We start from the raw sequence: 25,859 nt of genomic DNA, 5'->3' as shown, positions 1-25,859 counted from the left end.
GCACTGGGCTGGAACACCCACTACTGACCGGTGCCGCGCTGCCTGCAGTTTCCGACGCGGGGACCGGCGCCGCCGGTGGAGGCCACCGCGGCCCGGGCCCCGTGCTCATCGAGAAGGCCACCGACGCCATGCTTAGAGCCTGTGACAAATCCCGTTTATCGGTGCCGGTATGCGCCTTGACTCGTTAGCAGGGCATGGTGACGTTCTCTCATGACCCACCGGAGCGGTCCTTGGGTGAGGTCCTGTGTGAGGCGCTGGACGATGCTGAAGAAGCCATTGGTGGGGACCCCACGCTGAGCGCCGCCGAGTCGTTGCACTCCAAACTGGTCCTCCTCGGCCTCCGGCACGAGATGACCGTCCATAGCGCCGGCCGCGGGATCGTTCTGTCGCTGCCCGCGGACACTGCCCTGGTATTGACGTGCACTCTTGGCACAGAGTGGGCGCAGCGGCACCAGCCGTAGTTGTCGATGGGGCTTGTTCACAGGCTCTTAGTGGGACTTTGGTCAGCCAGGCGCCGATCTTGACGGTGTTCCAGCCAACGTGAATGGTCTCGCGGTGCGGGTGCGAGCTGAGCCCTGAGGAGGGGTGGAAGCCACTGTTGGTGGCTTCCACCCCTCCTCCGTGTTCGCTGGGGGTCTCAGCTCTCCGGTTCCCTCGGCACGACACGGGAGAAGAACTCCTTCGCGGCCTGGGCGTCGAGTTCCCCGTTCGTGGTCGCGGACCGCCGCAGGGCTTCGCCCGTCATCTGGGCAGGGATGCCGAGCTGCTGTTGTGCCTCGCTCATGATTTCGCCGGTGTACCACTGGGCCGAGGTCGGAAAGTGCTGGATGAACCAGCTGAGCATCTTCGCCAGGGGCACGGACAGGATGAGGTCGAAGTCCTTGAGCTGGCCGCCCCGGCGTTCCCGGACGCGCAGCGAGTGGGCGAAGTCCTCCAGGACGGCGTGGCGGATGGTTGGTCCGAGGGCGTCGGTGGGGATGATCTGCCGGAGGCTGTCGGCGACTTCGAAGGCCAGTTGGTCGGCCACTTCCCGCACGCTCGGCTCGTTGCGGTGGCGCAGGGCCCAGCACTTGCGGATGTCGGGGCGCTTCCACAGGAAGCTGAAGAAGGTCTCGCTGAACCGGTCGCGGATCTGGGCCGCCCCCGGAGCGAGATGGTGCCGGTCGCCGGCCGACATGGCCTCCTTCAGCCCTTCGGAGGAACGGCGCCGGGCTTCGGCCCAGTCCTCGGCGACCGGGCGGGACCACTGGGCCCGGCCGCCGACGGTCGCCTGGGGCAGTGGCACGTCGTTCTCACCGCGGGAGATGTAGCCCCGCAGGGTGGACGCCGTGATGCCGCCCAGCGCGGCCATCTCGGGCACGCCGAGCAGCCGGTCCCCGGCCAGTTCGGGACTGGCCAGGTCGACGACACACTTCTCCAGCGGCAGGGGATCGTCCTGCTTCTGGTGGTGCTGTGCCCACCGGGTCAGGTCATCGGTCCAGTTCTCCGGCTTGGCGGTGGCCGGATCGAAGGTGGCGACCTTGTGCAGGTGCGCGCGGTCCGGGTGGGCGTGGCCGTCGAGCATGTCGGCGGCGTGGACGGTGGCGGTGGCGCGTGCCGTGTGGCGTGCGTAGTCCTCGGTGACCGGGTCCCAGATCTGGCCGGGCCGGTACCAGGTGTCGCCGTCCCACCAGTAGCCGCCGGCCCTGAACAGCAGCGGCGCGCCGGACCAGTAGGTGTGCATGCTCGCGGTGTCCTCGTCGCGGAGCAGGAGGACGGTGCGGCCGTGCTCGGGGTGGTGGCGGACGGCCCAGCCCAGGTGGTGGGCGATCGGGTCGGTGGTGAAGGCCAGCCATCCTCCTTCGTGGGAGGTGTCGCACCGGCCCCACATGCCTTCGCCCTTGTTGCGGCCGACCGCCTCGATGGCGTCCGGTCCGTCGTCGAGCGGCAGGTGCGAGTCGTCGACGAACGGCAGGCCGGGAACCGGGTGGTCCGTCCGCAGCCCGTTGGCGAGCGGACGAATGTTGTAGACCAACGTGCTCCCCCTCCTCAACTCAACTGCTGTACTTAGCTACAGCAGTACTGATGCCCAGTAGTACACGACTGGAAAGCCGATCGGTACAGCGATTTCGGGACAGGTTTTCGCAGCGGCGGGAGAGGTGGCCGCCACCCCGGGCCGGTACGCAACCGAGGCTGATTCAGGCTGTTTTGGCAGAAAATATTGGGTCTTGGGAGTAACCGCACCACCCCCGCCGCGCAGGACCCCGGCCGCTTCGGCCGGGCATCCGCCTGGATCCGCCGCCGACGCAGCGCCCTCATCTCCAGCGCCCTGCGCGGCGCCGCCCACGGCTCTGGCACCGGCGCCGTCGGCCTCATCTTCTTGTGGCTCCGCCAGTACATCTGAGCCGCCACCAAGGGATCCTCCGGGCTGGGCAGTCCACCCGGGGCAGGGCTTACGTCAGGACGGCCGGCACGGCGTCCTCGGCCGTCCAGTCCCCGTCGAACAGGGCAGCGACCAGGCTCACATGCTCACCGGGAAGTCCACCGGCGCGGTGTTTGGTTCGGGCCTTGGCCAGCCAGGCGCCGATCCGGACGCTCTCGCCGTCGACGCGGATGGTCTCGCGGGCGGCGGGGATGCGGCCTTCGCGGTGCAGGAAGAGCCCCAGGAGCTGGACGGTCTGCTCGAAGGTGCGGCGGGTACGGCGGGCAGGGGCGAGCGGGTTCGTCTCGGGGGTGAGGCCCAGGGCGGTCATCAGCTGCTGCTGGCCGCCGTCGAGGGCTTGCCAGGTGGTGAGCTGGCGGTGCAGCCAGGAACCGATCTTCACGCCGGCGAGGTGGGTGTCGCGGTTGAGGGCGGCGGGGTCGGCTCCGGTGGCGAGGTGGGCGCGCAGCAGGTGGTATTTGCGGTGCCAGTCCGCGCCATGCGGAAGACGCCAGTCGGGGGCGAGAGCGGTGAGGGCGTCGGCGCGGGCGGTGCCGAGTTCGTTCTTGGTGGCGAGGTGGCGTTGTTCGGCGAGCCAGGCGCCGACGGGGGTGGTGGCGGGGGCGGCGAGGTGGCCGTGGGTTCGGTGGTAGTCGGCTGCTGCGGCGAGGCGGGAGCGCCAGGCGGCGCCGTGCTTGTCCCAGATCATGCCCAGGGCGTCGAGTTCGGCGATCCAGTCGGCTTCGAGACGGCCGGCTTTCGCGGCGTCGCGCATGGTGGTGATGAAGGTGCCGAGGGTGTAGCCGGTGGGGCCGGTGTAGTCGGCGGGGACGTCGAGGTGGCCGTACTGGTCGCGGTAGGAGCGGGCGGCGGCCAGGCCGAGGCGGCGGGAGCGGGAGACGGCCGGGTCACGGGGGCCGAAGGAGACCAGGTCCATCGCCTGGGCGATGCGTTCGGGGTGGACGGTGAAGCCGAAGTGCCAGCGCCGCGCGATGACGTCGCTCGTCTCCTTGGGCAGGCGGTTGGCCTTGTCGGGGAGGCGTTCGAGGATGCGGTGGTCGTGGCTGGCCAGCGCGCAGGCGATCGCCCACACCGGCTCATACGCGGTGCCGAGGATGTTCTCGCCGTCCGTTCCGGGCGGGATGTACACGGGAACGACCAGGGAGGCGGTCTTGCCGGAGACGTCCAGGCGCAGGGCGCGACCGAGGGCCTGGACGCAGCGGATGACGCTGCGGGTGGGGTCGGCGAAGACGACGGCGTCGACGCTGGGGATGTCGACGCCTTCGGCGATCAGGCGGGAGTTGGCGAGGATCGCGAAGTCGGCGGCGAAGATGTCGGCGCGCTGGGCGGGGGTGTGCTCGCCGTGGGCGAAGAACAGCTCCGGGTCGGTGCCGGGGACGAGGCCGGGGTCGGTCCGGGCCAGCAGGCGCAGGGTATGCGGGAGTTCGCGGGCGAAGCGGCGGGCGTCGGAGACGAGATTGAAGTAGACCAGGACCTTCTTCAGGCCGTGTTCGGTCATGGCGCGCAGGACGGCCAGGTGCAGGGCGGTGGTGCGCAGCGCACCGTCGTCTGTCGCCTCCTGCGCGGCGGTGCCCGTGGGCGTGGCGCCGGGGGCGGGCAGGTTCAGGCGGCGGCGCAGGTCGGTGTCGGTGAGCGTGGGCACCACGATCCGGTAGTCCGCCGCCCGTCCGTCCGCCACGGCCCTCGCGAGGGGGTACTCGACGACCTTCTTCCCGTACACGGCCTCGTTGTCCATGGAGTTGGCGAACGCGTCCAGCTCCTCGCCCTGCGGGCGCCTTCGGCGCGAGCGGGTGAGGCCGGCGGACTCCGCCAGCTCGGGCGCAGCGAAGATCCGGGGCGTGGCGGTCATGTAGAGGCGGCGGTCCGCGTAGATGCGCTGGGCCTCGTTGACGAGCGCCCACTTCTTGTCGGCCCGGCCGGCGATCCGGTGCGCTTCGTCCATGACAGCCAGGTCGAACGGCAGGACCGCGCACCCCGTCTTCTGGGTTTCCTCGATCTTGTTCAGGGAGTCGTAGGTGCAGATCACCGTCAAAGCCGGGACCTGATCCTCTGCCTCCCCCACCACCGACATCAGCCCGCCCAGCGCATGCGCGTCGGTGGTCGACATGACGCGGGCGGCCACCAGATCGTCGCGGCCGGCCACGCCCATCGAGGACACGATCACCATGTACTCGCCGTGGCCGTCCGCCCGCCAGGCCAGCGCGGTCTGCGCTGCCAGGCCAAGGGTGGGCACCACGAACAGCACCAGCCGCGCCCCGAGTCCGCGACGCAGATGGACACCAGCGTCTTCCCGGTCCCGGCGGTGTGTACGCGCACGGCCCGCTGCTCGTCCTCGACGCCGACGCCGACCGGAATGTGACCGGCTACGGCGTCGGCGGTCTCGTCCTGGACGTACCCGCCAAGTCCCTGCCCGCCCTGATCGAATGGACGCTTACCGAGGCACAGCCCGGGGCGGAGAAGCTGCACGGTTCGGGCAAGGACGCCGACCCCCTGCTGGTGCTCACCGAGGCCGCGTGCGAGCGCTACGGCCTGCCCGCCGCGCTGACGCACAAGGAGCGGCTCGTCGGGCGGCTGACGGAGGGGCACAAGGTCATCAAGCAGCTTCAGCGTGCCGACTGGCAGCTCACCAAACGGGGGCTGGGGCCGTGGGCACGGATCTACCATCCCGCCCAGGGGGGCCGCCGGCAGTGCGTGCAACTATGCATCCCTTCGTGGCGCGCCCTCAATGCCCGGGCGTGGGGCCATGCCACGCAGCTGCAGCCGGCGGAGCTCGCCCGGGTGCTGGGCGTGTACGCGACGCGGGTAATGACCCCGGTCAGCTCTGCGACCGGCACCGGGCTGCAGCTGATGACCGCACTCAACCCGCCGACCCGCGCCAGCCAGCCGGACACCGACGGCCGGCGCCACTGCGAGCACCGCCCCCGCTCGCTGGGCACCGAACCAATGGACCCGGCCCCGTGCGAAGCACCCGACGGACACCCCGTCCTCGCGCACCTGCCCCGCTTCCCCGTACGCAGCCCCGACGAGAAGCTGCTCGAAGAGGCCTACGACTGAACACAGGACCTCACCGACACCGAGAGCATGAACCGCCACCTGGTCGGCCTGGATGTGAACCTCGCCTTCGCCGCAGGCGCCAACAACGCCGTCGCCGGCCTCGCGTCGCCGCCGGCCCACGTCACCAACCCGGTCTCCGATGCGGCGCTGCCCGGCTCGTGGCTGGTCGACCTCTCCCACGTCGATCCGTCCCAAGTGAAGGTGGGCAAGCAGTGGCGCGACCTCAACGGGGACCTGCTGCCCAGCCCGTTCACGCCGACCGGCCAGCGCCCGACGGGTCCGGCCTGGTATGCCACGCCCACCGTGGCGTATGCCGTCGAGCTCGGCTACGACGTCGCCCCGCTTCAGGCGTGGGTGCGCACCGAGAGCGGCCGGTTCCTGGACGGCTGGTACAAGCGGCTGCGCGACGCCTACGTCGCGACCATGGCGGATCTCGGGGTGGGCGAGAAGCTGGCCCCGCAGGAGTTCCCGGAGGCGATGGACGGCTACAAGAGCCGTGATCCGCAGCTGGGCATCGTCGTGGACGCGGTCAAGATGACCGTCAAGGGCGGCATCGGCAAGCTGCGGGAAAAGGCGCGCGGCGGCGGCTGGAAGCCGGGGCAGGCCTGGGCCGCCCTCGCCCGGCCCACCTGGCGGCCCGACATCCGCGCCGCCGTGATCTCCCGGGCCCGGATCAACATGCACCGCAAGATGGTCGCCTTTGCCGCTGCCACCGGGCAGTATCCGGTCGCGGTCCTGTCGGACTGCGCCGTGTACGCCGCCGACGGCCCCAGCCCGCTGGATGTCCTGCCCTACGACGCCGATGGCAAGACCGTGCCCGGCAGTTTCCGGCTCGGCGTCAGCCCGGGGATGGTCAAGCACGAGGGCACCCAGAGCGTGCTGTGGGGCGCCAACGTGCTCGAACAGCTCGCCGGTGACGGCCACGTCGCCAACCTCGCCCGGTACATCAAGACCGGCGAGGTCACCGCCAAGGACACCGGAGAGTAGAAGCAGGAGCAGGGGTCGATGGTCACGATCGGCGAAGAACTCGACAAGGCGGTGCAGGGCGCGTTCACCCGTCCCCTGCCCAAGTCCGCCGGGGCACAGATGCGTCACCTGGTCCGCCAGCACCAGCGCAGCACCCGGCGCGTGGCCGAACTGCTCGGCATCAGCCAGCGCACCGTCGAGCGGTATGTGAAGAACCAGATCAAAAAACCCCGTCCGGAGCTCGCCGACCGTCTCGAGCGTGAGGTGCGCGTGCGCTGGCAGCCCCAGATCCGGGCCAAGGCGAAGCATGCAGCGGCCACCACCGGTGGCATCATGATCGATGTCCACGCCCGGTTCGGCTACACCGCCGCCCCCGGCAGCACCGACGACGCCCGCGTGCGTCACCTCACCCTCGCGCTGCCGCCCCGCCACGCCGCCCGCCTCTTCGAAGCCCAGGCATCCGGCGTCGACGAGGACGACCTCCGCCAGATCGCCGCCGAAGCCCTGGGCGAGGTCTACTTCCGCGACAACGGCCAACGCGCCCACGGCCTCGAAGTCGAACTCACCGACCTGATCGACCTCGAGTTCGAGCTGTAGCCCGGGCCGGCACGCCACCGCACCCAAGGGTTGTGACTGAGCGCCTCACTTGGCGGATGAGCACCTGGGTTGGCGGGGTTCAACGCTTCATTTGGCGGGCGCCTTGCTCCGAGACCCAGGTCGCGGGGGGTGTCAGAGGTGCGTGCAACACTGCGGCGCATGTCTCTTGCCGACCTCAGCCTTGATCAGTGGCGGTCACTCGAGCTGCCCACCGCACGTCGTGTCGCTCAGGAGGCGGCGGACCTGGTAGATGGCCGTGTGACCGTCGTCGAGACCATTGAGCACCTCGGTGCCCCGCTGCACCGCGTTCGGATCGAGCGGAATTCACAGGAATTCGCACTGATCCCCGGTGGTGCACTGACACTCGGATTCGACCTCGACGCCTGGCAGCCGACGCCCGAGCAGGTTACCGACTACGCGGAGAGTCTGGCTCAGAGCTTCGGCCATGGACCCGATCTTCGGGCCCACCTCGCGCAGGTGCTCAGCCCACGCCGGAGCGTCATCCTGGCGACGGTGCTCATGGCCGTGGAGGACGAGAACCTGACCGAGCCGCCTACCGACGTGCCAGCTGCCCTCGCGGCTCGTGGCCTGCGGATGCCGAGTTCCGACGAATGGGAGCACGCCTGTGGAGCAGGCGCGGACACACTGTTCCGGTGGGGCAACGACTGCCCACTCGACCGTATCCCGTACGGGGACCACACCGGCCCTCAGCAGCAACTGAACGCCTTTGGCCTGCGCATCGCCTACGACACCTACCGCGCGGAGCTCACCAGCGACGTCACCGCGGTCCACGGCGGAGACGGCGGCGAGTCGGTGTGCGGGGGTTACGGCCGCATGCTGGCGTGGCTTCCCCTGGCCACCGCCAACCGCAACCCTTCTATGGCCGAGTTCGTCTACGGACCGGATGGTGAAGACCTTTGCGAGGACTTCTCCACACGGCCTGTGCTCACGCTCTGATCCTGCGGCACTGCTACCGAACACTGAGTGCTAAGCGGCGCCTCGCCGGAGGATCGGCGTGGTTGAGTCACGGATGTACTTGGGGTCCTCGTCCGTGTCGAAGATCATGATGCAGGCCGCGTGCGGTGCGAAGACGACGATCTTCTCTGGATTCTCCGCCTGCGCCTCGGCGGTGGCGCGTACCCAGTTGAGGGCTTCGTGGTAGCTGAAGTGTGTGCCCTGCTCGTGCGGTGCGCTGGAGTCCGCGGGCGCGCTGCTGCTCGGTAGTGCGTTTGGTCATGGACGAGTCCTCTCGGCACCGGGTCCTCGCCCCCACACGGCAACCCCGGCTCGACGGATCGTCAAGGTGCTCGTCAACCGGTCCGTTGCTCCCGGAAGACCTTCCACCAGTGTTCCGGCCAGTGTGGCTGTCCGGATGCGGTGTGGGCGTCGGCAAAGCCCAGGGCGTCAGCCCTGCGGGCAGGATACCGGCTCGGCCGTCGGCTCTCCCCTCAGCTGTTGAAAAGCGAGCGTGACGGGGGGCCGCAACCAGGGGTGTGAGGCGTGGAAGGCGCCAAGGTTCATCGATGGACGGGCGTGGCCGGAGTGGGGCCGCACACATGCCTTGCGCCGCAGGTCCGGCACCGGCGCTCAACTCGCGCTGGTAACAGGCATGCGATAACGGCCAGTTAGTGATGGCGCAGCGGGTGCCTGCTAGGGCATGGTGGGAGCGAGCGGCGCGATTCTGCGCCGTACGAACCCGTCAGGGGGATGCGCCCGCAGGAGGTGATGGACATGACCGCTATGTCCCACCTGTGGATCAACTGCTACGACTCCGGAATTTAACCGGGGCCAACCGCAGAGGCATTCCTGCGCGGAGTCGGCAGTACGGACCCTGCCGCGCCTGTCCGGTCCCCTCTTTGACCGGACGCACTCCACCGTTGGCACCTGGCTCTCCGGAAGTTGTCCCGACAGCTCGCGCCTGCCATCGGAGGACTCCCATGACGACGGTTCCTGCTCTCCTCGCGCAACTCGCCACCGGAACGCCCGGCCTCCTGCTCGCGGTGGTCGTGGTGCTTGCGGCGACGTTCCTGGTCGCTCTCGCCATAGCCGTACGCGGAACGCCACCCGAGGAACGCGCGGCAGTCCTACGCGCCTTCGCGCAGACGCTGCCCGTACGCCGCAGATAACCGCGCCCTGTGGGGGCGCACCGCGCGGTGCGCCCCCACAGGGCTCCACCGGCCGCGGCTACCGCCCGGCACGCACCGAGACCGTCAGCCCGGCCTCCCCGTCCTGCTCGGCGCCGAGGGACCGAAGAACGTGGCGCAGACACTCCGGATCGCCGACGGCTGGCTGCCGCTGTACTGGTCGCCGAGCCGGCCCGAGGTGTACGGGGACATGGTGCGCAAGGTGCCGGAAGGGTTCATGGTGGCTCCGCTGGCCCGGGTGAAGGTGTGCGACGACGTGGCCGAGGGGCTGCTGCCCGTGAAGGCCATGCTCGGGTTCTACATCGGCGGGATGGGCCACGCCTCCCGCAACTTCCACGCCGACCTCATGGCGCGCATGGGGTACGAGGAGGAGGCGCGGCGGATCCAGGAGCTGTTCCTCGCGGGGCGGCGAAAGGAGGCGGTGCTGGCCGTGCCGGACGCCTTCGCCGACGAGATCTCGCTGGTCGGCCCGCGACAACGCACCGCCGAGCGGCTGGAGTTGTGCGCAAGGGCCCGGTGACGGACCTCCTGGCGCTGTCACCGGACCCGCACACCCTCAGGGTGCTCGCGGAGCTGAACTCCCAGTCACCCGTCCGGTAAGGAGGACAGGCTAGGCCAGGCCGTAGGCGGAGCCGCACTGCTCCTTCTCACCCTTCACGGCGCAGACCCCGACGGTGATCGGCGTTCCCTCCTTGATGTTGCCGGTCTTCCAGCCCGATGAGTAGTACGCGCTGTGGCCTCGTGAGGTTGCCATGCGGTAGCCCTCCGCGCCGTCCTGCGTCGCCGCCCATGCTTCGATGCCCCAGCCGTCGCTCAGGATGTCGCGCACCTGGAGGGCGTCCCCGGGGGCACCGGGCTCGTCCCCGGGGTCGGCGTTCCAGTCCGCGAAGCCCGCCCGCACATGGTTGTTGAAGACCTCGATACTGAAGCTCTTGCCAACCCTGTCCACACTGAACGTGAAGGTGGGGTCGGCGGCCGATGCACTCCCGGCCCCGGTGACGACCGCCGCTCCGGTCAAGCTGGCCACGGCGATGGTCGTACCCAGAAACCGCTTGAAGTTCTGCACTTGTGAGAGATCTCCCCGCAATAACGGGCGCCTTGGTCGCAAGCGCCCGGAAAGGTTGGGGGGACACCCCGCGCGCACGTTGCTCGGACGCATCCCCCGATTCACCTCGATCATACAATCCGTAGATCTCTAGCCCTTGGCGAGCTCGGACGCCGAGGGCACCTGGTCCCTGACCTGGGCGCCGGCACCGGCGCCCGCGTGCTTGACGTCGCCGATGACGTCGTTGAAGGAGGAGACCGCCTCGGAATCACCGTTGCGCAGCCTGGACGGCAGGTTCTTCAGGGAGTCGATGCCGGCGCCGAGCGGCGCGAGCGCGGTCTCCTCGGCAGCGAAGCTCTCGAAGTACTGCACGGACAGGCCGAGCGTGCGGCGGGCTTCCTCGATCTGGCTGGTGGCACCTGCGGTGTGGCGCACAGCCCAGCGGGTCACGGCGTCACGGACGGCGAATCGCTCCGTGTCGGCGCGGACAGGCCGCCACGGGGTGACGACGCGCTGGAACTGCCCCTGGCCGGAGGGGTCGTTCATCATGGCGACGTACGGGACGATCGCGTCGTTGACGCCGTCGGCGTCCACGGTCACCGTCTCCGGCAGGCGGATCGAGATGAACACCCGGCGCCCGCCCCGGATCACCCCGGCCGACTCCCACACGACATCGAACCGGCCTACCAGCTCTTGCAGGAATTCGAAACCCTGCCCGTTCTGGATCGGCTGGTATCGGCGGCCGACGACACCGAGCGGCGCGCCGGTGTCCCCGCGAACAGTATGGAACTCATCGGCGTGCTCGCGCAGTTCGCCGTCCCACTGGTAGAGGGCGGGGACGGTGGTGACGGTGAAGTCGAGTCCGCCCTTGCTCAACACTTCATCAATGCCGGTGGTCCCGCCGGGGATGATCCGGCCGAGTCCGTGCCAGGCCAGGGACGACGCGCTCAGGGCAATCGTGCCATCAGCGCGGGCATCGAGGCCGTGGTTCGCGAGGACCGCATCGATCTCGCCCCGGGCGTTGCGGGAAACGGTGAAGGTCTCGCCCCGCTCCCAGCCGGTCAGGACCTCGTACCGATCACCGCCGAGCATGCGGACCTCGCCCCGGTCGATGCGGGCCTGGAAGGCGCGCTCACGGCTACGCGCCACGTCGATCCGGCGGACCTTCTCGTCAGCGAACGCGGCATTCACGTCGGTGCGTCAGTGACGGTCACGGTGCACTCCTGAACCTCGTTGCGGATGTGCCTTCGGTCGCCGAGGAGGACCTGCCACGAACCCCACCCCAACGAGACAAATACACCGCAGTCCGATCACCTTCGGGAGGACAGCCGCCCACATCCCGCGGGCCGCGACCGTATGCCCCACAGCCTCCGCCACGCCGGCCACCTGCCGTGTGGACACCAGCCGGGCCCCGGCACGTACAACCGCGCGCCGCCGCCCCGCACTCCCGCATCCGCGGCACCATCCTCCGGGACAGGCCCGTCGGCGGGCGGCCCGTCGACAACAAGCGGATCACCCTTCCCGCCCACGAGCCCCAAATCCGCCGGCGCCCGGTCATACCGGCTCGGCTCCAGTCCCACCCTGGCCCCAGCCGGACGAGCTACTTCAAGAACCCGGCCCACGCCCAGATCCCGCTTGATCACGCGATGCAGCGTCGGCAGCGAGGGCACACATTGCGCACCCCACCCCTCCAACACCCCTTCTTCCTGTGCTCGGAGCATCCTGCGCCGCAACTCGGCAGTCGATCCCCGCATTCCGGCACTTCGGCCACCTCGCTCGGCGCCACACGATGCCGCGGTACCACCTGAGCGAGACGAGCCGCCGCGGCCCGCCGGACAGCCTCGCCCGCAGCACGCTGCCCCTGCAACGTACGTACCCGCTTCCCCATAAACAGGCGTCCGGATCGCCATGCCTGGGCTGGTGCGGGGTGTGCGCGGAGTCCGGGTGGTCGCGGCTCCTACGGCCGGAAGGTGAAACACCCGGGAGGAGGCGTGAGGGTGTCCTTGGAGATCTTGAACGACGAGATGTCGTTATCCATAGTGATGTAGTAGCGGTATCCCTGGTTGACCGCGGGAATCAGGGTGAGACGGTTCAGCGTCCACCCTTTGGGGATGTAGAGGCACGTGCCTCCGTAGTTGACGTCCCTGAAAACGAGCAGGTCCACCGGGGACTGCCCGCCGCCGTCCGTCCTCAGTGACGATATGACGTCGTTCCAGTTCCCGTCACAGTGCCAGAGCCAGCATCCCCGGCCCTCCTTGGTCAGGTCGGGAATGTTCGCGTACCCCTGACTCCAGACGTCTTTGTCGAGTTTCTGGCCGCCCAGCCATTCGTCCATCCAGAACTGGGCACGGGGTGTGCCAGCGGCGCTAGCCGGACTCGCACTCACGACGGTCGTGAGGCAGAGCGCCACCACGACACCCATAACGTGACGAAGACGCATCGGCAGCCCTCCAGGCTTCGCGGAATGGTGATATGTGAGTGTGGAGCAGGACGGTCGGAATCGCGCCCCGAGTGCACGCCTTCGAATTTCGCACGCCGTGGACGACTGCAGGAGGGGGCGCTCGGCATCACTGGGAGCTTCCTCCCTGGCGGTACGCGCCCTTCGACGTCTTGCGTGCCTGGCTCCCATGACCGGGGACTCGCTACAGATCTCTCGTAAACAGCCGTGACCGAGTCAGCATCGGCCGCGTGCCCAGTCAAGTGGTGCTTGGAGCCTGCCCGGCCCCGGTCGACCGGCGACGGGCCCGTGTGGAGCCCCCTTTTAGGGCCCTGACGTGGGAAGTGTCGACAACGCAGCGGGACCAGTCAGCCTGGTGGCCGCGTTCAGCTCGGCCAGCAGCACTTCGAGCAGCCGCTGCCAGACAGCAGCCTCGTTCCAGTCCCGCAGCCGGCGCCAGCACGTCATCCCGGAGCCGAAGCCGAGCTCCTTGGGGAGGTGTTCCCACTGGATGTCGGTGTGCAGCACGTACAGGACCCCGCACAACACCTGGCGGTCCGGGACCGGCAGACGGCCTGGGTACCGGAAGCGCCGCTCCTTCTTGGGCAGCAGCGGATCGATCCGCTCCCACAAGTCATCCGGCACGATCCACGGCGAAGTCCCCACAGCCCGAACACCGCCCAACTCGGCAGTCGGGCACGGCCGCCAGCGGCGATACACCTCATTGTGTTAGCTGTTCTAAATCGACGAGTGAGAACCGACGAAGTCTGCTCGCTCTTCAGACGACCACTTGAATGGAATCTGGCTTAGGGAAAGGCATCATCTCCCAGCCTGAGGGCCAGCCTCTCTCACAGGGGTCTCCAGCTTCAGCCTCAAGTAGTCGAGGGATGCGCCACTTCCACCAATGTCCCTCGTCATCGCCTCGGCCGGGCCACTGGATCGTTGCCGCGCGGAACCTCTCGTCGAGCTCATGGAGCCTTGGTTGCCAAACGGACTGGACGCGTGGGGGCAAGAGGGGCCAGATACGCGCCAGCGCGCTGCGACACCAGATGTCGTTGGCCAGCTCTGGCGCGCACCACGAATACCCCTCTTCCACCCCTGCCACTTCGCCGGCCCAACGCGCGAGCAGTGAGTGGAACGTGCACGGCTGTCCGCCGGCCCAACGATCGGCGCCAGCAGAGACCAGAGCAGCGTGTACCGCCTTCTGCTCCTCTGTTGTCAGGAACATCCCGTCGACGGGTCCATGCGTTCGATCCATGCCTTGACTATCGCAGCGGCAGGCAGTCCCGGGGCGACGGGCCCAGTCCGCTGGAACCGTCGCCAACGCACGAAAAGCGAAAGTGATCTGCGGGTGATGTTGGATAGGTCAGGCTGACTGGCGAATCATGCGCGCCAGCGGTGTGCGAAACCTTCTCACAGTGGTCCTCCAAGCAGGTCGAGCACCTGCTCGGCCACAGCCGCCAACAGGGTGGGGCGGCGTGTTCGGCCACAGCCTGATGGCCGTCCAGCAGGGCCTTGCCTCGTGCTAGGGCCGCGCTCAACAGTCTGCGGGGCAGCCACTTGCCGATGCCCGTCCAGGCGTTGTGGTGGGCGGTGAGAAGGTGTGTTGCCTCACGCAGAGTGCAGTCGGCGAGGGAGAGCTGCTCGTAGCGATTGGTCGGCGGGTGTCGATCAAGTCGTCCATGAAGCAGGTGAGGCCGTAGTGCCCCTGGTCATAGATGAAGAGGACTGCGCCACGACAAGGGGCCTGTCCCACTCGAAGAATTCCGGCATGCCCGCAAGGGGTTCAGGAACACTCGACCAGGCGGCCCTCGTGACGTATCACCTCACGACGGCTGGTGTCCGAGTCCGGCAGGAGGACGGCCACGTCGAGATCACTTGTCGGAGCAGCACGACCCTGGGCGGCCGAGCCCCCCAGCATGGCACCCAGGGCGTGTGGGAAGAGGGTTGTGACCAAGTGCAGAGCTTGGGCGACAGGAATTTCTTGATCATTCATGGAGACTCATCGTGCCAGCCCAGGGATGCACTCTCCGGAGGTCGAGGCCCACACCCCGTTCTCCAGTTCAGAGAAGCAGGCGTGTTCGTGCCGGCAGGGAGTCTGGGTCGGCACCCACCACGGACGCCACGACGGCACCCAGGTTACGGTTACCGCCACCCGCGACGACACGCGTACCGAGCCCTACGCCTGGACGTGCACCTGCGGCGCCGCCCAGAGCTTCCCCAGCTGTACGACCTGGACCGCAGTGCCTGGCGGCACATGCACCCCACCAGATGGGACCAGCTGCGGCAGTGGGCCGCCCGGCGCCTCCGCATCCGCAGCAGCTGACCACCTGATCCGACGCCCGCGATGGCGACGCTTCCTGCCAGGTGTGTGAGGCCGCCGCGCTCATCACCGGCAATGCCACCCGGCGCCGGAGTGCGCGACTCGATCCTCGACCTGCAAGGAGATCACGTATGACCTCGTCGATGCCGCTGTATCCGGACCTGCCGGATACTGGTAACCCGGGCTATTGGGAGTTGCGGAATGGTCGACCTTCCTCGGTCTGGCGCGAGCTGCTTGTGTACGACTCCTGGGGTGGACGTCCACCCGCTCGGGTTAGTCGGCTTCCCCCAGGTAGCTCAGGGCTTGGCGGAAGTCGTCGAGGGCGGGCCTGAACTCGCAGGCGGCGGTGTGGAAGGTCGATCGGTCGATCAGGATCCTGGCCAGTGTTCGCGTTCCCTCTGCCGGGTTGTGCTGAGACAGCCGGCGGGCCAAGCCCACTCCGTCGTCGAACAGGGAGCGCACTCGCTCCGCGAACAGATGGGTGCGGTTCTCCCAGTAGACGGCGGAGCGGATGGTGAGAAGCCGGTGCAGGCGGACCAGTTCGGCCAGATGCTGGTCCGGGTCCTGGGTGGCTCGCGAAGCGAGGGCGTCCACTTCCTCCCGGAGGGCATGGCGGCTGTCGAAGAGCCGCTGCTTGGCATCGGGCGACCACTGCGTGGGCGCCGTCCCCGAAGGCGGACGCGGTCCATCGGCGGCAGGCCGATCGGTTTCGGCGCTGGAGAAGGTCAGCAGCACCGCCCAGAACGACGCTTGATAGCCACTCCAGGACTTCCGCTCACCGGTATCGGCCAACTCCGTCAGCAAGACGAGTGCCTCTTGGCGCACGAGCGCCGCCTGCTCGTCTCGGTCGTGAGTTTCGAGCATCTGTGCGTACCCGATGAGCGAGTAGAGATGGCAGGCCATCGGGCCGCGGTCGTTCGCGGCTTCGGCCGCTTCCATGCTGACGAGTGTCTCGAACGCGGCGAGTGCTTCGCTGGACCGGCCGGCGTCGTGGAGAGCGGCGATCCAGTCCAGCAGTGACCAGGCGAGACCCCCACTGCTGGGCCCGTCGGGCAGGATCGCTGCTACCAACTCGGTCATGGCATCGGCAGCCTCGGCATAACGGCCTTCCTCGGAAAGACCGGCAGCCCACTCGCGCAGCCCTTTGACCACGGGCTTTCCCGACAATTGGGCCTGCGCACGGCTGACGGCGAGCATCTCGGCGCGCATGGCGAGTCCTTCGGTGCGTCGGCCCACGGTGTACAGCTCTCTCTGACACGTGTCGAGGGCCCGGTACAGAACGTCCGCGCGGGCGGGTTCGGCCGGATCGATGGACCGCGCCACGGCCACCGCTTCCTCGCACAGCGCGAGAGAGAGGGCATGCCTTTTACCGGAATCGCTGTCGTAGCTCAGGCGTTGCAGCGCCCTGGCCAAGAGCGGCAGGTACGAGGCAGGGCTGACCTGAGCGAGCACCCGGTAGGCATCGACTTCCTCGCGCGGCGTGCGGCGTCCCGACGCGAGCAGCACATTCCGCGCCCGGACGATGTCGTCCTGATCGACCTTCTCCGAGTGATTCATAACCGAGATTCTGGGTGCCTCGGAGAGGGCCGAACAAGGCTGGTCGCTTGTGCCGTTCCTCCTACGAAAGTACCGCCTGACCTGTCATGATGGGTGTGACATCACTTCCCCGGGGCTACTGGCAACTGCGGCCGTTCAGACTTGCGGAAATCCCGACGTGCGAAGTCCGCTGCCAGCCGAGCCTTGTGTTGCCGGCGTCGTGGGACCAAGCCACCGCGCAGGTGACACAGATGCCCAGTACGTCGCTCAACACCGACGCCGGGATCTGAGCTGCAAGATCCAGCAGGGCTGTGTTCCGGCTGGCACGAGCACGGATGCCGAGCCGGTTGAGCCGCACTGTCAGGTGGCTTGCGGTCATGGCCTGTCCAGCGGGGCCACCCGGGAAGAGCCACGGACCTTGCTCGTTCTGTCCCAGGACAGCGAAAGCCTGATGAGCATCAGTTTCGAGATCGCCTGGACCGACGGCACCTACTGCAGCAACACGCTGACGCGCCCCCTGCTCCACTGCACGCGGGACAACACGAGCGAGGCCGACAAAAGGTGGTGGCCGGACCTCGCCCCCACCACCGTCTTCCAGCAGTGCACCATCGTCACCTGCCGGCTCCTGCCCGCTCGCCTTCCGCCAGCCCGGCCCGCTCCCCCGGTGTCAGATCACGGCGGAGCGCCCGGTGCAGCGTCGTCAGCGACGGTGCGCCGGCAGGCCGCCCCCACACGGCCCTGCCAGGGCGAGTTCAGACAGTGCCTGCCTCGTCTGCTGCTCCTCCCGCTCCCACCGCACCAACGCGCGGTCCGGCACGACTCTGCCGGCCTGAAGGTCCCGGCACACCACCCGGTGCAACGACGCAAGGGAGGGCACCTCACCCCCGGCCTCCTTCATATGCCAGCCCCGCACGCACAGGCGCCTTCGTCAACGCCCCAGCCGTATCGAGATCCAGCAGCCGCGCAACCAGCACCGGCCTGGACACCCACAACGCCTCCGTGACCTCATCCCACTCGTCCGGTTTCCCCACTTCACACCCTTCCGCTCGCGCAGACCGACACCGGCCACCGTGCCGCCGCGCCGCTACCACAGGATCAAGAAGTGCCGTTCTCAAGACAGTAGAGCGGAGTGGGGTATACCGCCCCATGACAGCCGTGCCCACTGCAGATACCGCTCTACGACAGTGACACTGTCCAACACCAAGGCCTTCCGCGCAGGTGACAGCGGAAAGCACTTGTGGGTGGATTTGGACGGCTCTGCGGTAGCCTCCCGCAGAGCCTCGCCCGTAAGGCATGATCGCGAACATGAGCGAATCAGAAGTGGACCTGCTCTCACGGATGTGGGAAGAGCACATGCGCGCGCCATTCCCACCACACATGCGTGGTCGAGAGATCGAAGGCGAAGACATGGTGTTGCTCGACACGGACATCGCCGGCTGTGTCGTCTCGTCGCTGTCAGGGCCTCTTGACGAGAAGCGTCGCAAGGTCCTGCTCGTCTGCCTTGCGGCCGTTGAGAAGGTCCTGCCGTCGATCGATGATGAGGACGGCGCGTCCGAGTACTACAAGCACCTGCGGGACATGGCTGCGCTGGCTGTTGAACTCGGGAGCGCCAACGCTCGGTAGCGTCGAGTGTTGCGGGCAGCGGATCAGCCGGCGGCCTGCTGTTCGGCGCGGGCCCTGGTAGTGGTGAGGCTGTAGACACCTCACGGTGCCAGGCGGTCAAGCCGGTGTCGTGAGAGGCCGGTGTAGCCTTCTGCCTGTTCTATTGCGGGCAGGGGGTGGGGATGCGTTGGACGTGGCGCGGGTCATGGAGTCGTTGGCAGAGCAGGGTGTGACGGTGTTGTTCAAGGTCGACGCCGAGCGCATGCGCGACGGGGCGAAGCCCTGGACCTTGGTCGCGAGCGGAGCTCCGTTTCGGGATGATCTCCTGGTTCGCACGGACGCCGTCTCTCTGGAGGCGTGCCTGGATGTCTGCCTTCCACGACTGCATGAGCTTGGCTTGGTGATTCCCGATTGACGGCGCGGCCCAGAGCGGGCAACGAGCCGTGATCGAGCTTCCCGAAGGGTCATGGTGGGACTGGGACATCGTCGCCTGGGACCCTGGTCGGTTGCGTCTGGGCGCCGGGCACGACATCTCGTATGCCCACGGCCTGGAGCTGGTGTTCAGCGACCCGGTCCTCGTCACGTGCCCGGCCGCCTTCCAGGACCCGATGTTTCGTGCGCCAACGGCTGACGAGGTCCGACTCGTTGCCCGGCAGGTCGGCGAGACGCCGCCCGTACTGATTGCCTTCGAGGCCGATGCGGGCGGGCCGAGTCTCGCCTCGGGCCTGGTCGCGGCCAGGCAGCTCGACATCGTCCACGGAACCGTCTTCCGGTACTGGCGCGAGCATCTGGCAGTCGGGGAACGGCTGGCTCCTTGGGTGGAACCTCCGGTTTGATCGGCCCTCGGCTTATGCGGCCGCCGCACCAAAGGCTTCACCTGAGGTGGGAAGGCGGCGACTTCGTCGAACAGCCGGCGGTTCTTGAGGCAGTGACAGAGTTGGCCGAGCAGCCGGTTGAAGTGATTGCGCTGAGCGGCGGCGTGCCGGTCGGAGTGCTCGTCGCGGCGGCGCCGGCGGTGGGCTTTGGCTCCGATGGAGGCCGGCAGGGAGGCGAAGACCCAGAGATGTCCGGCATGGTTGAGACGGTCGTTCTTCACCCCCGTCGGGTGATGCTCGACTTCTTCCCGGAGGCCCGGGTGATGGGTGAGGCGCCGGCGTAGGCCTTGAGGCCACGGGCGTCGGCGAACCTGGCGCGAGCGTTTCCGATCTCGGCAAGCCCAGGGCGCCGAGCTGGGTGCCGAGGCCAGGAAAGCTGAGGATGATCTCCGCGTCAGGAGGCTGCGGGAAGGTCTCCTCCACCGCCTGTGCGAGTCCGTCCGCGGCGGCGCAGGCGGCCGTGAGCTGGCCCGGGAAAGCGAGCATTTGCTTGACCAGCGCGTCCTCGACCAGAGGCGGCTGGTGGGCCAAGTCCTGGCCGAATGCCGCGCGGAGCCGCTCGGCTTCGGCCTCGACACCGCGCTTACGGCCCGGACGGCAGCTGGCAGCTGGCAGCTGGCAGCTGGCAGCTGGGTGATTCTGCTCCGGTTCCCTGCTGGTAGTTCCGGGACCCCGGCAGGGGCGGTGTCGGCGTCTGCTGTCGGCACCCCGGTCTTGAGGGCGGCGAGGCCGGTGACCAGGTGCTCGTGCGGCAGGTGCCGGACGAGGAGGAGGACCTCGATGAACGCGCGGGTGCCGTCCCCTCGCCGTGGCCTTGACGGCAGCGTTCCACCAGGCGTCGTGGACGGGAGTGAACCGGCCCGCGAAGCGCCGCAGGGAAATGTAACGCCTTGACACGGGATCGACACAGGGCGGGGGCCGCGCCGCCGAAGCTCGGCCGCGGGCACCATGAAGCGCCCCGGGGCCTCGAGCCGCACTGTCCAGTCTGACTGCGTCCGCCCGGGGCAGTCCTCACCCGGCTGCGTGATCGTCCCTACCGGCTCTGCGTTGCCACCCGGGCCGAGGTGGGCGGCGAGCTGGACGCGGCGGTGCTGTCGGGCGCGGCCGCCTCGCGGGTCCTGGTACAGCGCGCCCATGACGCACTCCTCACTGACCCGGCAGCGTTGGATGGCGAAGCGGATCATCGTCAGGACGTCCCACAGGCGGCCGGTCTGGTCCTGCGGGGTCTGCCGGTTGCCGTCCTCCTCGCTCCACCGCACGCAGTCCGCACAGGCAGCGGCGGTCAGGGCAATCGAAACCGTGAAAGCCCGCCTCACGGGCCAGTCCGGCCGGGCCTCCACCAGGGCTTGTTCGCCATGACCTGGGCGCGGGTGCAGGTGCGGATGACGTCGGCCTGGCCACCGAACAGGTCCGTAGCGCGTCGGCGTGGCGGTGCTGCTCTGCGAGGGTTCAGCGCATGGCGTCTTCGGGGGACAGGTTCGTGACCGAGGCTGCGCTGCTCGCAGCCCGGCGGGAGCGGGCGTGGCAGCAGGCTGTAGGCGTGTGTGACCGCGATGTCGATGTGGTGTTGACGTAGCGCGAGTTCGGCGTTGTCCGCTTCGTATTCGATGACATGCAGTGACGGAGTCCGAGGGTCCCGGGCCGTATGGGGCTCGGGCCACAGCCGCGGGATCAGGGTGCGAGCCGCCGAGGCGAAGGCCGGCGAGGCGTACCGTGCCACGCCATCATGCCGCGCCGCTCGAGGAGCGGCATGATGGCGCGCCTCCTGTGGACCACGCCGGGATGCGCAGGGATCACACGGCCAGTTCGACCTTCGGTGTCCCGTTCCCGAAGGGGTCGAGTCCGTCGGGTTCGACGGTCACCGCCTGGCGTGTGGTTCTTCACATGGCGTTCGACGATGCGCCGGCTGATGCCGAGCAGCTCAGCCACACGCCGGGTGCTGCGCTGGCGCTGGCGGACCAGGTGACGCATCTGTGCCCCGGTGGACTTGGGCAGGGGACGGGTGAACGCTCCCTGCACCGTCTTGTCGAGTCCTAGACCTAGCCGGTCTTGGTGTAGCGGGTGAGGTTGGCGACGTTGCCGTCGCCGACGAGCTGTTCGAGGACGTTGGTGCCCCACAGCACGCTCCGGGTGCCCTCGTGCCTGCCCATGCCCGGGGAGACGCCGAGCCGGAAGGAGCCGGGCACGGTCTCGCCGTCGGCGTCGTAGGGCAGGACATCCAGCGGGCTGGGCCCGCCGGCGGCGACTCCTGGCCGGCCCGTCCTGGCCGGCCCGTCCGTCGAGTCCTCGGCCAGCCTGGGCGACTGCGGCGTGCTGGCCTGCACCCGGGAGGCGGCCGGCCCGGTGGGTCTGCGGCTGTGTGAGACACACGCACGGCGGCCGGTCCGGCTGCACCGGGACGGCGTGGAAGTCGACAAGCAGGAGTGGCTGCGAACCTGCGATGCCGCCTCGTGGGCTACCGAGGTGAGCTTCCGCGGCGCCTGCCGGACCTGGTCGTCGCCCAGCTGACGTTCGGGGTCTACCAGCGCAGCCGGAAGCACGCGAAGACGGAGACGGGTTCGGTGCGCGCGCTGATCGTCCGGACCGTGCGGTCCTGCGGCGCGGCTCGGCCGCAGGGACGTGCCGCGCCCGCAGGCCAACGAGACGGCCGTGGTTCTGCTGAACCGGACGGGCGCCTTCGCGTCCAGGGTCTTGAAGACACCGGAGCCCGAGCACGCCAAGGACGTGTGGGACCTGGCGCCGTTCGGTCACCGCGGCTCGCTGGTCTTCACCGAGCCGTCCCAGCGGTGGCTGCGGGAGGCCGCGAAGCGGTGCGCCCGGACTGCCTCAACCGGGTCCGCTCCAAAAGCAGCGCGTCCCACGCCCAGCAGCACCTGCATGGCTCGGCCAGGCTCTCGCAGTGCCTGCGGGCCCGCCGGGCAAGGGCGTTGACCCGAGCGCGCCAGCCCGCGCGGACATTCGAGAACTTCCTGGACCGGATCGTTCCTGCAGGCCAACGAACACTTCACGCTGAGCCGCCCGCGCCGCAGATCGGGAGCTCATGGCCCAGCTGAGGAAAAGATCATCACTGTTTGCGGCGAAGTGAGTTTCGCCATGCCTTCTCTCGATGCAATATCGGAGCCCCCGACCTCTTAGGCGACAGGGACAGCTGTGACCGCAACTCTCGAATCGGTGTTACGACGTGCCCTGCGGGACCGGCCCGGGGAACTGCTCGCCGCCTCCCGTCCGGACCTCCCTCCCGAGCCGAGTGGTGAGGAGGTACCCCACGTCATGGCCGCACTCGCGGCGATCATCGCAGGCGAGCCGCGGCGCGCGTCATCCATCTTGGAAAGGGCCGATCCGGGCACGCGCGCGAGCCCGGAGGGGGCGGCCCTAGGCCACGCAGCGGTCATGCTCGACCTCAACTGGTGGCCCGGCGACACCGGCGCCCAACTGGCCACTGCGATGCCGGAGCTTCGGGAGCCGGCGGCCCCGGACACCGGAAACATCCGGGCGGACCTGCTGCTGACGATCATCAGCAAGGTACAACCGGAGCTGCTCAGTCTGCGCTCGATCATTCGGTCGATGATGCGCCTCCGGCCCGGGCAGAGCCCGGAGATCCTCCAAGACCTGTCCGGTTCCTTGCAGGGTGCGCTTCGGGTTGCGGCTGAGCAGGACGTGGTAGTGGCGGCGACTCTGGCCGCGGAGCTCGCCGATCTTCACCGCCTCGCGGGCTCCTGGAGCGAGGCCGAGCGCAGCTTGGCGTGGGCTCAAGAGGTCTTCGCCCAGTTGGATGATCTCGCCGGGAGGGCGCGGTGCCGGCTTCTTGAGGCGGAGTGGCTGACCGCACCCGTGACGTTCACCGACACGCTCGCATTCGACCTCGCCGACCTCGACACGGAGCGCACGGTTCCCACGGCCGAGTCGGCCACCGAAGCCCGCCGACTGTACGGGGAGGCACGGCAGTTGTTCCGTCGTGCACACGCCGATCGCGGTGTCGCCGCCACCTATCTCGGAGAGGGATGCCTGGCCCTCCTGTCCGGCAGCGCTGAGCGGGCCGAGCGCCTCGCACGGCTGGCGGGGCTGTTCTCCCGACGGGCGGGTGACACTGCTGCGATGCACCTGGCCAATGTCCACGCCACGATGGCAGCGATCGCCGCCGGCCGCCTGAGTGCCGCGACCGCGGATGTCGCCGAGTCCATCGAGCACTGGGCCTGCGGTCCGGGCAGCGCCAGCTTCGGCAGCGGCTTGGCCCGCCTCGTCCACGCCTGCGGTCACGCATGGTGGCGGGCGGACGACACGGAACGGGCCCGCTGTGCCCTGACGCTGGCCGTGGACATGTCGAGCAGGCTCTCGAATGCGTTGGCTCTCCGCATGGTGCTGAGCGACGCGGGTGAGCTGTACGGAGGCCTGAACAGCCACGGACCGGCGATCGCCAGTTATCAGACGGCGCTGGCCGAGCGCCTCCGTCAGGCCGCCGGAAGCTCCGCGGACGAGGTGATGGAGCCGCTGGCCTGGTTGGAGGTCTCGTCCCTGGCGGCCGCCCTGTTCAATGTGCAGCTCAGCGAGCGCGACCCGGACGGGCTGGAACGGGCGCTGGACGTCGTGCGGCTGCTGACCGACCACGCACCGGCTGGTCTCACCGTCTGCGCCACCGACGAGGACCTGCTGCAACGTCTGGGACCTCGGCAGCGAGCACTCACCACGCTCGGTGAACACCGGTTCGTCCCGGTACCGGGCGCCGCCCAGGACCCGGGTTTCGAGCCGGAGGCGCTGGCGCTGACGCTGGACGCGCTGACGGATTTCCTGACCATGGGTGACGTACTGGTACCGCTGTTCCGGGCTCGGCAGCACCAACACGCCGGCGAGGACGCCGAAGCGGACCGTCTGATGGGTGTCGCCCTGGAGCGTGCCCGGGCCCAGGGAGCCGCCGGCCGGTCGCTCCTCGTGGTGGTCCTGCAGGCCGCCGAACGGTACGACGAGGCGCGGGCCGTGGTCAGGGAGCTCTTGGCGGACACCCCGGACGCCGACCCCGCGCACCAGCTGAACCTGTGGACGCAGGCACGGAGCTACGAGGACGCCGCCCCCGTCGTCGCGTCACTGCGTAAGACGAGGCCGGCCGCGGGATGGCGGGACCTCACCGACTGGGGAAGGGTTCTCGCCGCCGTCGACGACATCGACGGTGCTGCGGAGGTCCTGGAGCGAGCGCGGGCCGCCTTCGAGGAGCGGGTGGCCCGCTTCACCCGTGACGCGTTCCGTGTCTCGATCACGGACGATGCGCAAGCCCGGGAGCTCTACACGCTGGGTGCCGATGTCGCCCGGCGGGCGGGGCGGACCGAGGACGCCTTCATGCTGACCGACCGGCTGCGGTCACTCGCCCTGGACGCTCTCCTGGAAGACCTCATTGCACGCACGCGGCACACGCCCGAGCAATCGGCGGCCTTGCGGCGCTGGAGCCGTGCCGGCGCTGCCTGGACCGGGGCATACGACCTGCTGGCCGCAGCGGGCCACGAAGGAGTGCCGGGCCGCGTGGAGCCGGCACGCCGGCGGCTCGATCGGGCCCAGTCCGCCCTGGAATCGGCCGAACGCGACCTCGAACAGCTGGTTCCCGGCCATCTGCTGCGGCATCGGCGCCCGAGAGCGCCGCTGCGGCTGGCCGACGTGCAACCGTTGCTGCCCGATGACACCGTGCTCGTCGAGTACCTGGTCGGCTGGGATCGGATCCTGATCTGGGCGGTGACGCGGCGTCATGCCCTCGTGCGCGAACTGCGTGTCGAGACCCCCGACATCAGCGGGGTGGTCCGGCGCTTCCACAGCGGGTGCGCCCGGCTTCGTCCGACCGCCGGCACACAGGACGCCGACCGGCTGAGCGAGCTGCTGCTCGACCCGGTGTCCGCCGTTCTGAAGGACCATGGGCGGATCATCGTCGTCCCGTCAGGGCCGCTGCACCTGGTGCCCTTCCACTGCCTTCCCTTCGGGCCTGACCTGCTCGGCAGCCGCCATGTCGTCTCGACGCTCCCCGCGGCGTCCGTGCTCCGGCATGTCACCGGTCACTCCCGGCCGGACCTCGCACGCGGAGCACTCGTGGTCGGCGACCCGTCCTACGACCCGGACCGCGGTTTGAGGCACCTTCCTGGGACACGGGTCGAGGCGACACGGGTGGCTGCTCGGTACGGGGCCTCGGCCCTGCTTGACAACGACCCGACGGAGGAGCGGGTGAGCCGCGCAGTTGCCGGTGCGGGAGTGATCCACCTGGCCACGCACGGCCAGGTTTCCGCCGAGGCACCGACCCTGTCGTCCGTGGCCCTCGCCGGTGCCGACGAGCTGACCGTGGCCCACCTCATGGGCCTTGAGATCGACGCAGATCTCGTCGTCCTGAGCGCGTGCGATACCGGTCGCGGCGACACAACCCTTGGGGGAGACCTTGTTGGGCTGGTCCGCGGCCTGCTGGCTGCCGGAGCACGGAACGCCGTGGTCTCGCTGTGGCCGGTGGACGACACGTCCACGTGCGTGTTCATGGACCGTTTCGCGGCGCGTATCGCCGCCCACGACACTGTGGCGGAGGCGCTGGCGCTTGCCCAACGCGATCTGCGCGCCATGGACGGCGCCGCACGCAGCGCCGCCTTCGCAGACCCGAGCGTGCCGACGGGCACCCCCGCAGCATGCGGCAGGCGGCGCACGACCCGCGACGTCCCGCCCAACCCTGCTTTGGAGAACATCGCTGATGACCACCCGTACTGGTGGGCTCCCTTTATTCATGTCGGCATTTGAGTCCCACCAGGAGCGCACTCCTGGGCGGCGAGGGGAGCATGCTGTGCCACCCGCCGACGGCCTCTCAACGTTCATCGTAGGCATTCGTCCGGGCAGGTCGGTCGGCCC

At 68.9% G+C, this 25,859-nt stretch carries 16 protein-coding genes and 4 pseudogenes; 10 read left to right on the top strand and 10 right to left on the bottom strand.

Features of this window, described 5'->3' with window-relative positions:
- Window positions 1-637 precede the first annotated feature (637 nt).
- On the bottom strand, window positions 638-2,014 hold the full coding sequence (locus ACIGXP_RS15100; protein ID WP_399768365.1) for a helix-turn-helix transcriptional regulator: 1,377 nt from the start codon (window positions 2,012-2,014) through the stop codon (window positions 638-640).
- A gap of 186 nt (window positions 2,015-2,200) precedes the next feature.
- Between ACIGXP_RS15100 and ACIGXP_RS15095 the strand changes: the two genes are divergently transcribed.
- Window positions 2,201-2,383 carry a hypothetical protein gene (locus ACIGXP_RS15095; protein WP_399768363.1) on the top strand — a complete coding sequence of 61 codons (183 nt, stop codon included), beginning with the start codon at window positions 2,201-2,203 and terminating at the stop codon, window positions 2,381-2,383.
- Window positions 2,384-2,432: 49 nt separating this feature from the next.
- Here the strand turns inward: ACIGXP_RS15095 and ACIGXP_RS15090 are convergent, their stop codons facing one another.
- Window positions 2,433-4,655: a Helicase associated domain protein gene (locus ACIGXP_RS15090; protein WP_399768443.1), complete on the bottom strand. Its 2,223-nt coding sequence runs from the start codon at window positions 4,653-4,655 to the stop codon at window positions 2,433-2,435.
- Here ACIGXP_RS15090 and tap point away from each other — a divergent pair.
- The 5 genes and pseudogenes from tap to ACIGXP_RS15065 form a co-directional block, all read left to right on the top strand.
- A pseudogene (gene tap / locus ACIGXP_RS15085) lies at window positions 4,562-6,463 on the top strand (telomere-associated protein Tap); the annotation flags it as partial. The gene ACIGXP_RS15090 and the pseudogene tap overlap by 94 nt on opposite strands.
- Window positions 6,464-6,481: 18 nt before the next feature.
- Window positions 6,482-7,039 carry a telomere-protecting terminal protein Tpg gene (gene tpg / locus ACIGXP_RS15080; protein ID WP_399768361.1) on the top strand — a complete coding sequence of 186 codons (558 nt, stop codon included), beginning with the start codon at window positions 6,482-6,484 and terminating at the stop codon, window positions 7,037-7,039.
- 159 nt (window positions 7,040-7,198) lie between these two features.
- Window positions 7,199-7,996, top strand: coding sequence for a hypothetical protein (locus ACIGXP_RS15075; protein WP_399768359.1), 798 nt, complete (start codon window positions 7,199-7,201; stop codon window positions 7,994-7,996).
- Window positions 7,997-8,976: 980 nt separating this feature from the next.
- Window positions 8,977-9,165 (top strand): hypothetical protein, encoded by a 189-nt coding sequence (locus ACIGXP_RS15070; protein WP_191878581.1) that lies wholly within the window; start codon window positions 8,977-8,979, stop codon window positions 9,163-9,165.
- Window positions 9,166-9,223: 58 nt separating this feature from the next.
- A pseudogene (locus ACIGXP_RS15065) lies at window positions 9,224-9,783 on the top strand (LLM class flavin-dependent oxidoreductase); the annotation flags it as partial.
- Between the two features lie 10 nt (window positions 9,784-9,793).
- On the opposite strand, the gene ACIGXP_RS15060 reads toward ACIGXP_RS15065, so the two are convergent.
- The 6 genes and pseudogenes from ACIGXP_RS15060 to ACIGXP_RS15035 form a co-directional block, all read right to left on the bottom strand.
- On the bottom strand, window positions 9,794-10,249 hold the full coding sequence (locus ACIGXP_RS15060) for a hypothetical protein (protein WP_399768357.1): 456 nt from the start codon (window positions 10,247-10,249) through the stop codon (window positions 9,794-9,796).
- Between the two features lie 129 nt (window positions 10,250-10,378).
- Window positions 10,379-11,419: a DUF932 domain-containing protein gene (locus ACIGXP_RS15055; protein ID WP_399768355.1), complete on the bottom strand. Its 1,041-nt coding sequence runs from the start codon at window positions 11,417-11,419 to the stop codon at window positions 10,379-10,381.
- A gap of 766 nt (window positions 11,420-12,185) precedes the next feature.
- On the bottom strand, window positions 12,186-12,563 hold the full coding sequence (locus tag ACIGXP_RS15050) for a hypothetical protein (RefSeq protein ID WP_399768353.1): 378 nt from the start codon (window positions 12,561-12,563) through the stop codon (window positions 12,186-12,188).
- 350 nt (window positions 12,564-12,913) lie between these two features.
- Window positions 12,914-13,331, bottom strand: a pseudogene (locus ACIGXP_RS15045) (transposase); the annotation flags it as partial.
- 1,120 nt (window positions 13,332-14,451) lie between these two features.
- Window positions 14,452-14,586 carry a nucleotidyltransferase domain-containing protein gene (locus tag ACIGXP_RS15040; protein WP_399768440.1) on the bottom strand — a complete coding sequence of 45 codons (135 nt, stop codon included), beginning with the start codon at window positions 14,584-14,586 and terminating at the stop codon, window positions 14,452-14,454.
- A gap of 675 nt (window positions 14,587-15,261) precedes the next feature.
- A complete protein-coding gene (locus ACIGXP_RS15035) occupies window positions 15,262-16,545 on the bottom strand; it encodes a hypothetical protein (protein ID WP_399768351.1) in 1,284 nt (427 codons plus the stop codon).
- Between the two features lie 1,284 nt (window positions 16,546-17,829).
- On the opposite strand from ACIGXP_RS15035, the gene ACIGXP_RS15030 reads away from it, so the two are divergent.
- The 3 genes from ACIGXP_RS15030 (at window position 17,830) to ACIGXP_RS15020 (ending at window position 18,962) form a co-directional block, all read left to right on the top strand.
- The gene (locus ACIGXP_RS15030) at window positions 17,830-18,147 is read left to right on the top strand and encodes a hypothetical protein (protein ID WP_399768349.1); all 318 of its coding nucleotides are present in this window, start codon (window positions 17,830-17,832) and stop codon (window positions 18,145-18,147) included.
- A 172-nt stretch (window positions 18,148-18,319) separates the two neighbouring features.
- Complete coding sequence (locus ACIGXP_RS15025; RefSeq protein ID WP_363220806.1) at window positions 18,320-18,541, top strand: hypothetical protein; 222 nt, start codon at window positions 18,320-18,322, stop codon at window positions 18,539-18,541.
- Between the two features lie 28 nt (window positions 18,542-18,569).
- Window positions 18,570-18,962, top strand: a complete 393-nt coding sequence (locus ACIGXP_RS15020; protein WP_363220805.1) for a hypothetical protein — start codon at window positions 18,570-18,572, stop codon at window positions 18,960-18,962.
- Between the two features lie 256 nt (window positions 18,963-19,218).
- On the opposite strand, the gene ACIGXP_RS15015 is transcribed toward ACIGXP_RS15020, so the two are convergent.
- The gene (locus ACIGXP_RS15015; protein WP_399768438.1) at window positions 19,219-19,332 is read right to left on the bottom strand and encodes a transposase; all 114 of its coding nucleotides are present in this window, start codon (window positions 19,330-19,332) and stop codon (window positions 19,219-19,221) included.
- A gap of 1,708 nt (window positions 19,333-21,040) precedes the next feature.
- Window positions 21,041-21,244, bottom strand: a pseudogene (locus tag ACIGXP_RS15010) (hypothetical protein); the annotation flags it as partial.
- Between the two features lie 1,147 nt (window positions 21,245-22,391).
- Here ACIGXP_RS15010 and ACIGXP_RS15005 point away from each other — a divergent pair.
- The gene (locus ACIGXP_RS15005; protein WP_399768346.1) at window positions 22,392-25,751 is read left to right on the top strand and encodes a CHAT domain-containing protein; all 3,360 of its coding nucleotides are present in this window, start codon (window positions 22,392-22,394) and stop codon (window positions 25,749-25,751) included.
- Window positions 25,752-25,859 lie beyond the last annotated feature (108 nt).

Source organism: Streptomyces sp. NPDC053069 (assembly GCF_044546895.1).
GTDB lineage: Bacteria > Actinomycetota > Actinomycetes > Streptomycetales > Streptomycetaceae > Streptomyces.
The sequence above is the reverse complement of the archived record's forward strand: the minus strand, read 5'-3'. Positions and strand labels throughout refer to the sequence as shown.

Excerpts from the sequence above, each read along its gene's own strand:
- tpg (WP_399768361.1), top strand. The coding sequence starts at position 6,482 with ATGGTCACGATCGGCGAAGAACTCGACAAGGCGGTGCAGGGCGCGTTC.
- ACIGXP_RS15075 (WP_399768359.1), top strand. The coding sequence starts at position 7,199 with ATGTCTCTTGCCGACCTCAGCCTTGATCAGTGGCGGTCACTCGAGCTG.
- ACIGXP_RS15070 (WP_191878581.1), top strand. The coding sequence starts at position 8,977 with ATGACGACGGTTCCTGCTCTCCTCGCGCAACTCGCCACCGGAACGCCC.
- ACIGXP_RS15050 (WP_399768353.1), bottom strand. The coding sequence starts at position 12,563 with ATGGACGAATGGCTGGGCGGCCAGAAACTCGACAAAGACGTCTGGAGT.
- ACIGXP_RS15040 (WP_399768440.1), bottom strand. The coding sequence starts at position 14,586 with ATGCTGGGGGGCTCGGCCGCCCAGGGTCGTGCTGCTCCGACAAGTGAT.
- ACIGXP_RS15035 (WP_399768351.1), bottom strand. The coding sequence starts at position 16,545 with ATGAATCACTCGGAGAAGGTCGATCAGGACGACATCGTCCGGGCGCGG.
- ACIGXP_RS15030 (WP_399768349.1), top strand. The coding sequence starts at position 17,830 with ATGAGCGAATCAGAAGTGGACCTGCTCTCACGGATGTGGGAAGAGCAC.
- ACIGXP_RS15005 (WP_399768346.1), top strand. The coding sequence starts at position 22,392 with ATGCTCGACCTCAACTGGTGGCCCGGCGACACCGGCGCCCAACTGGCC.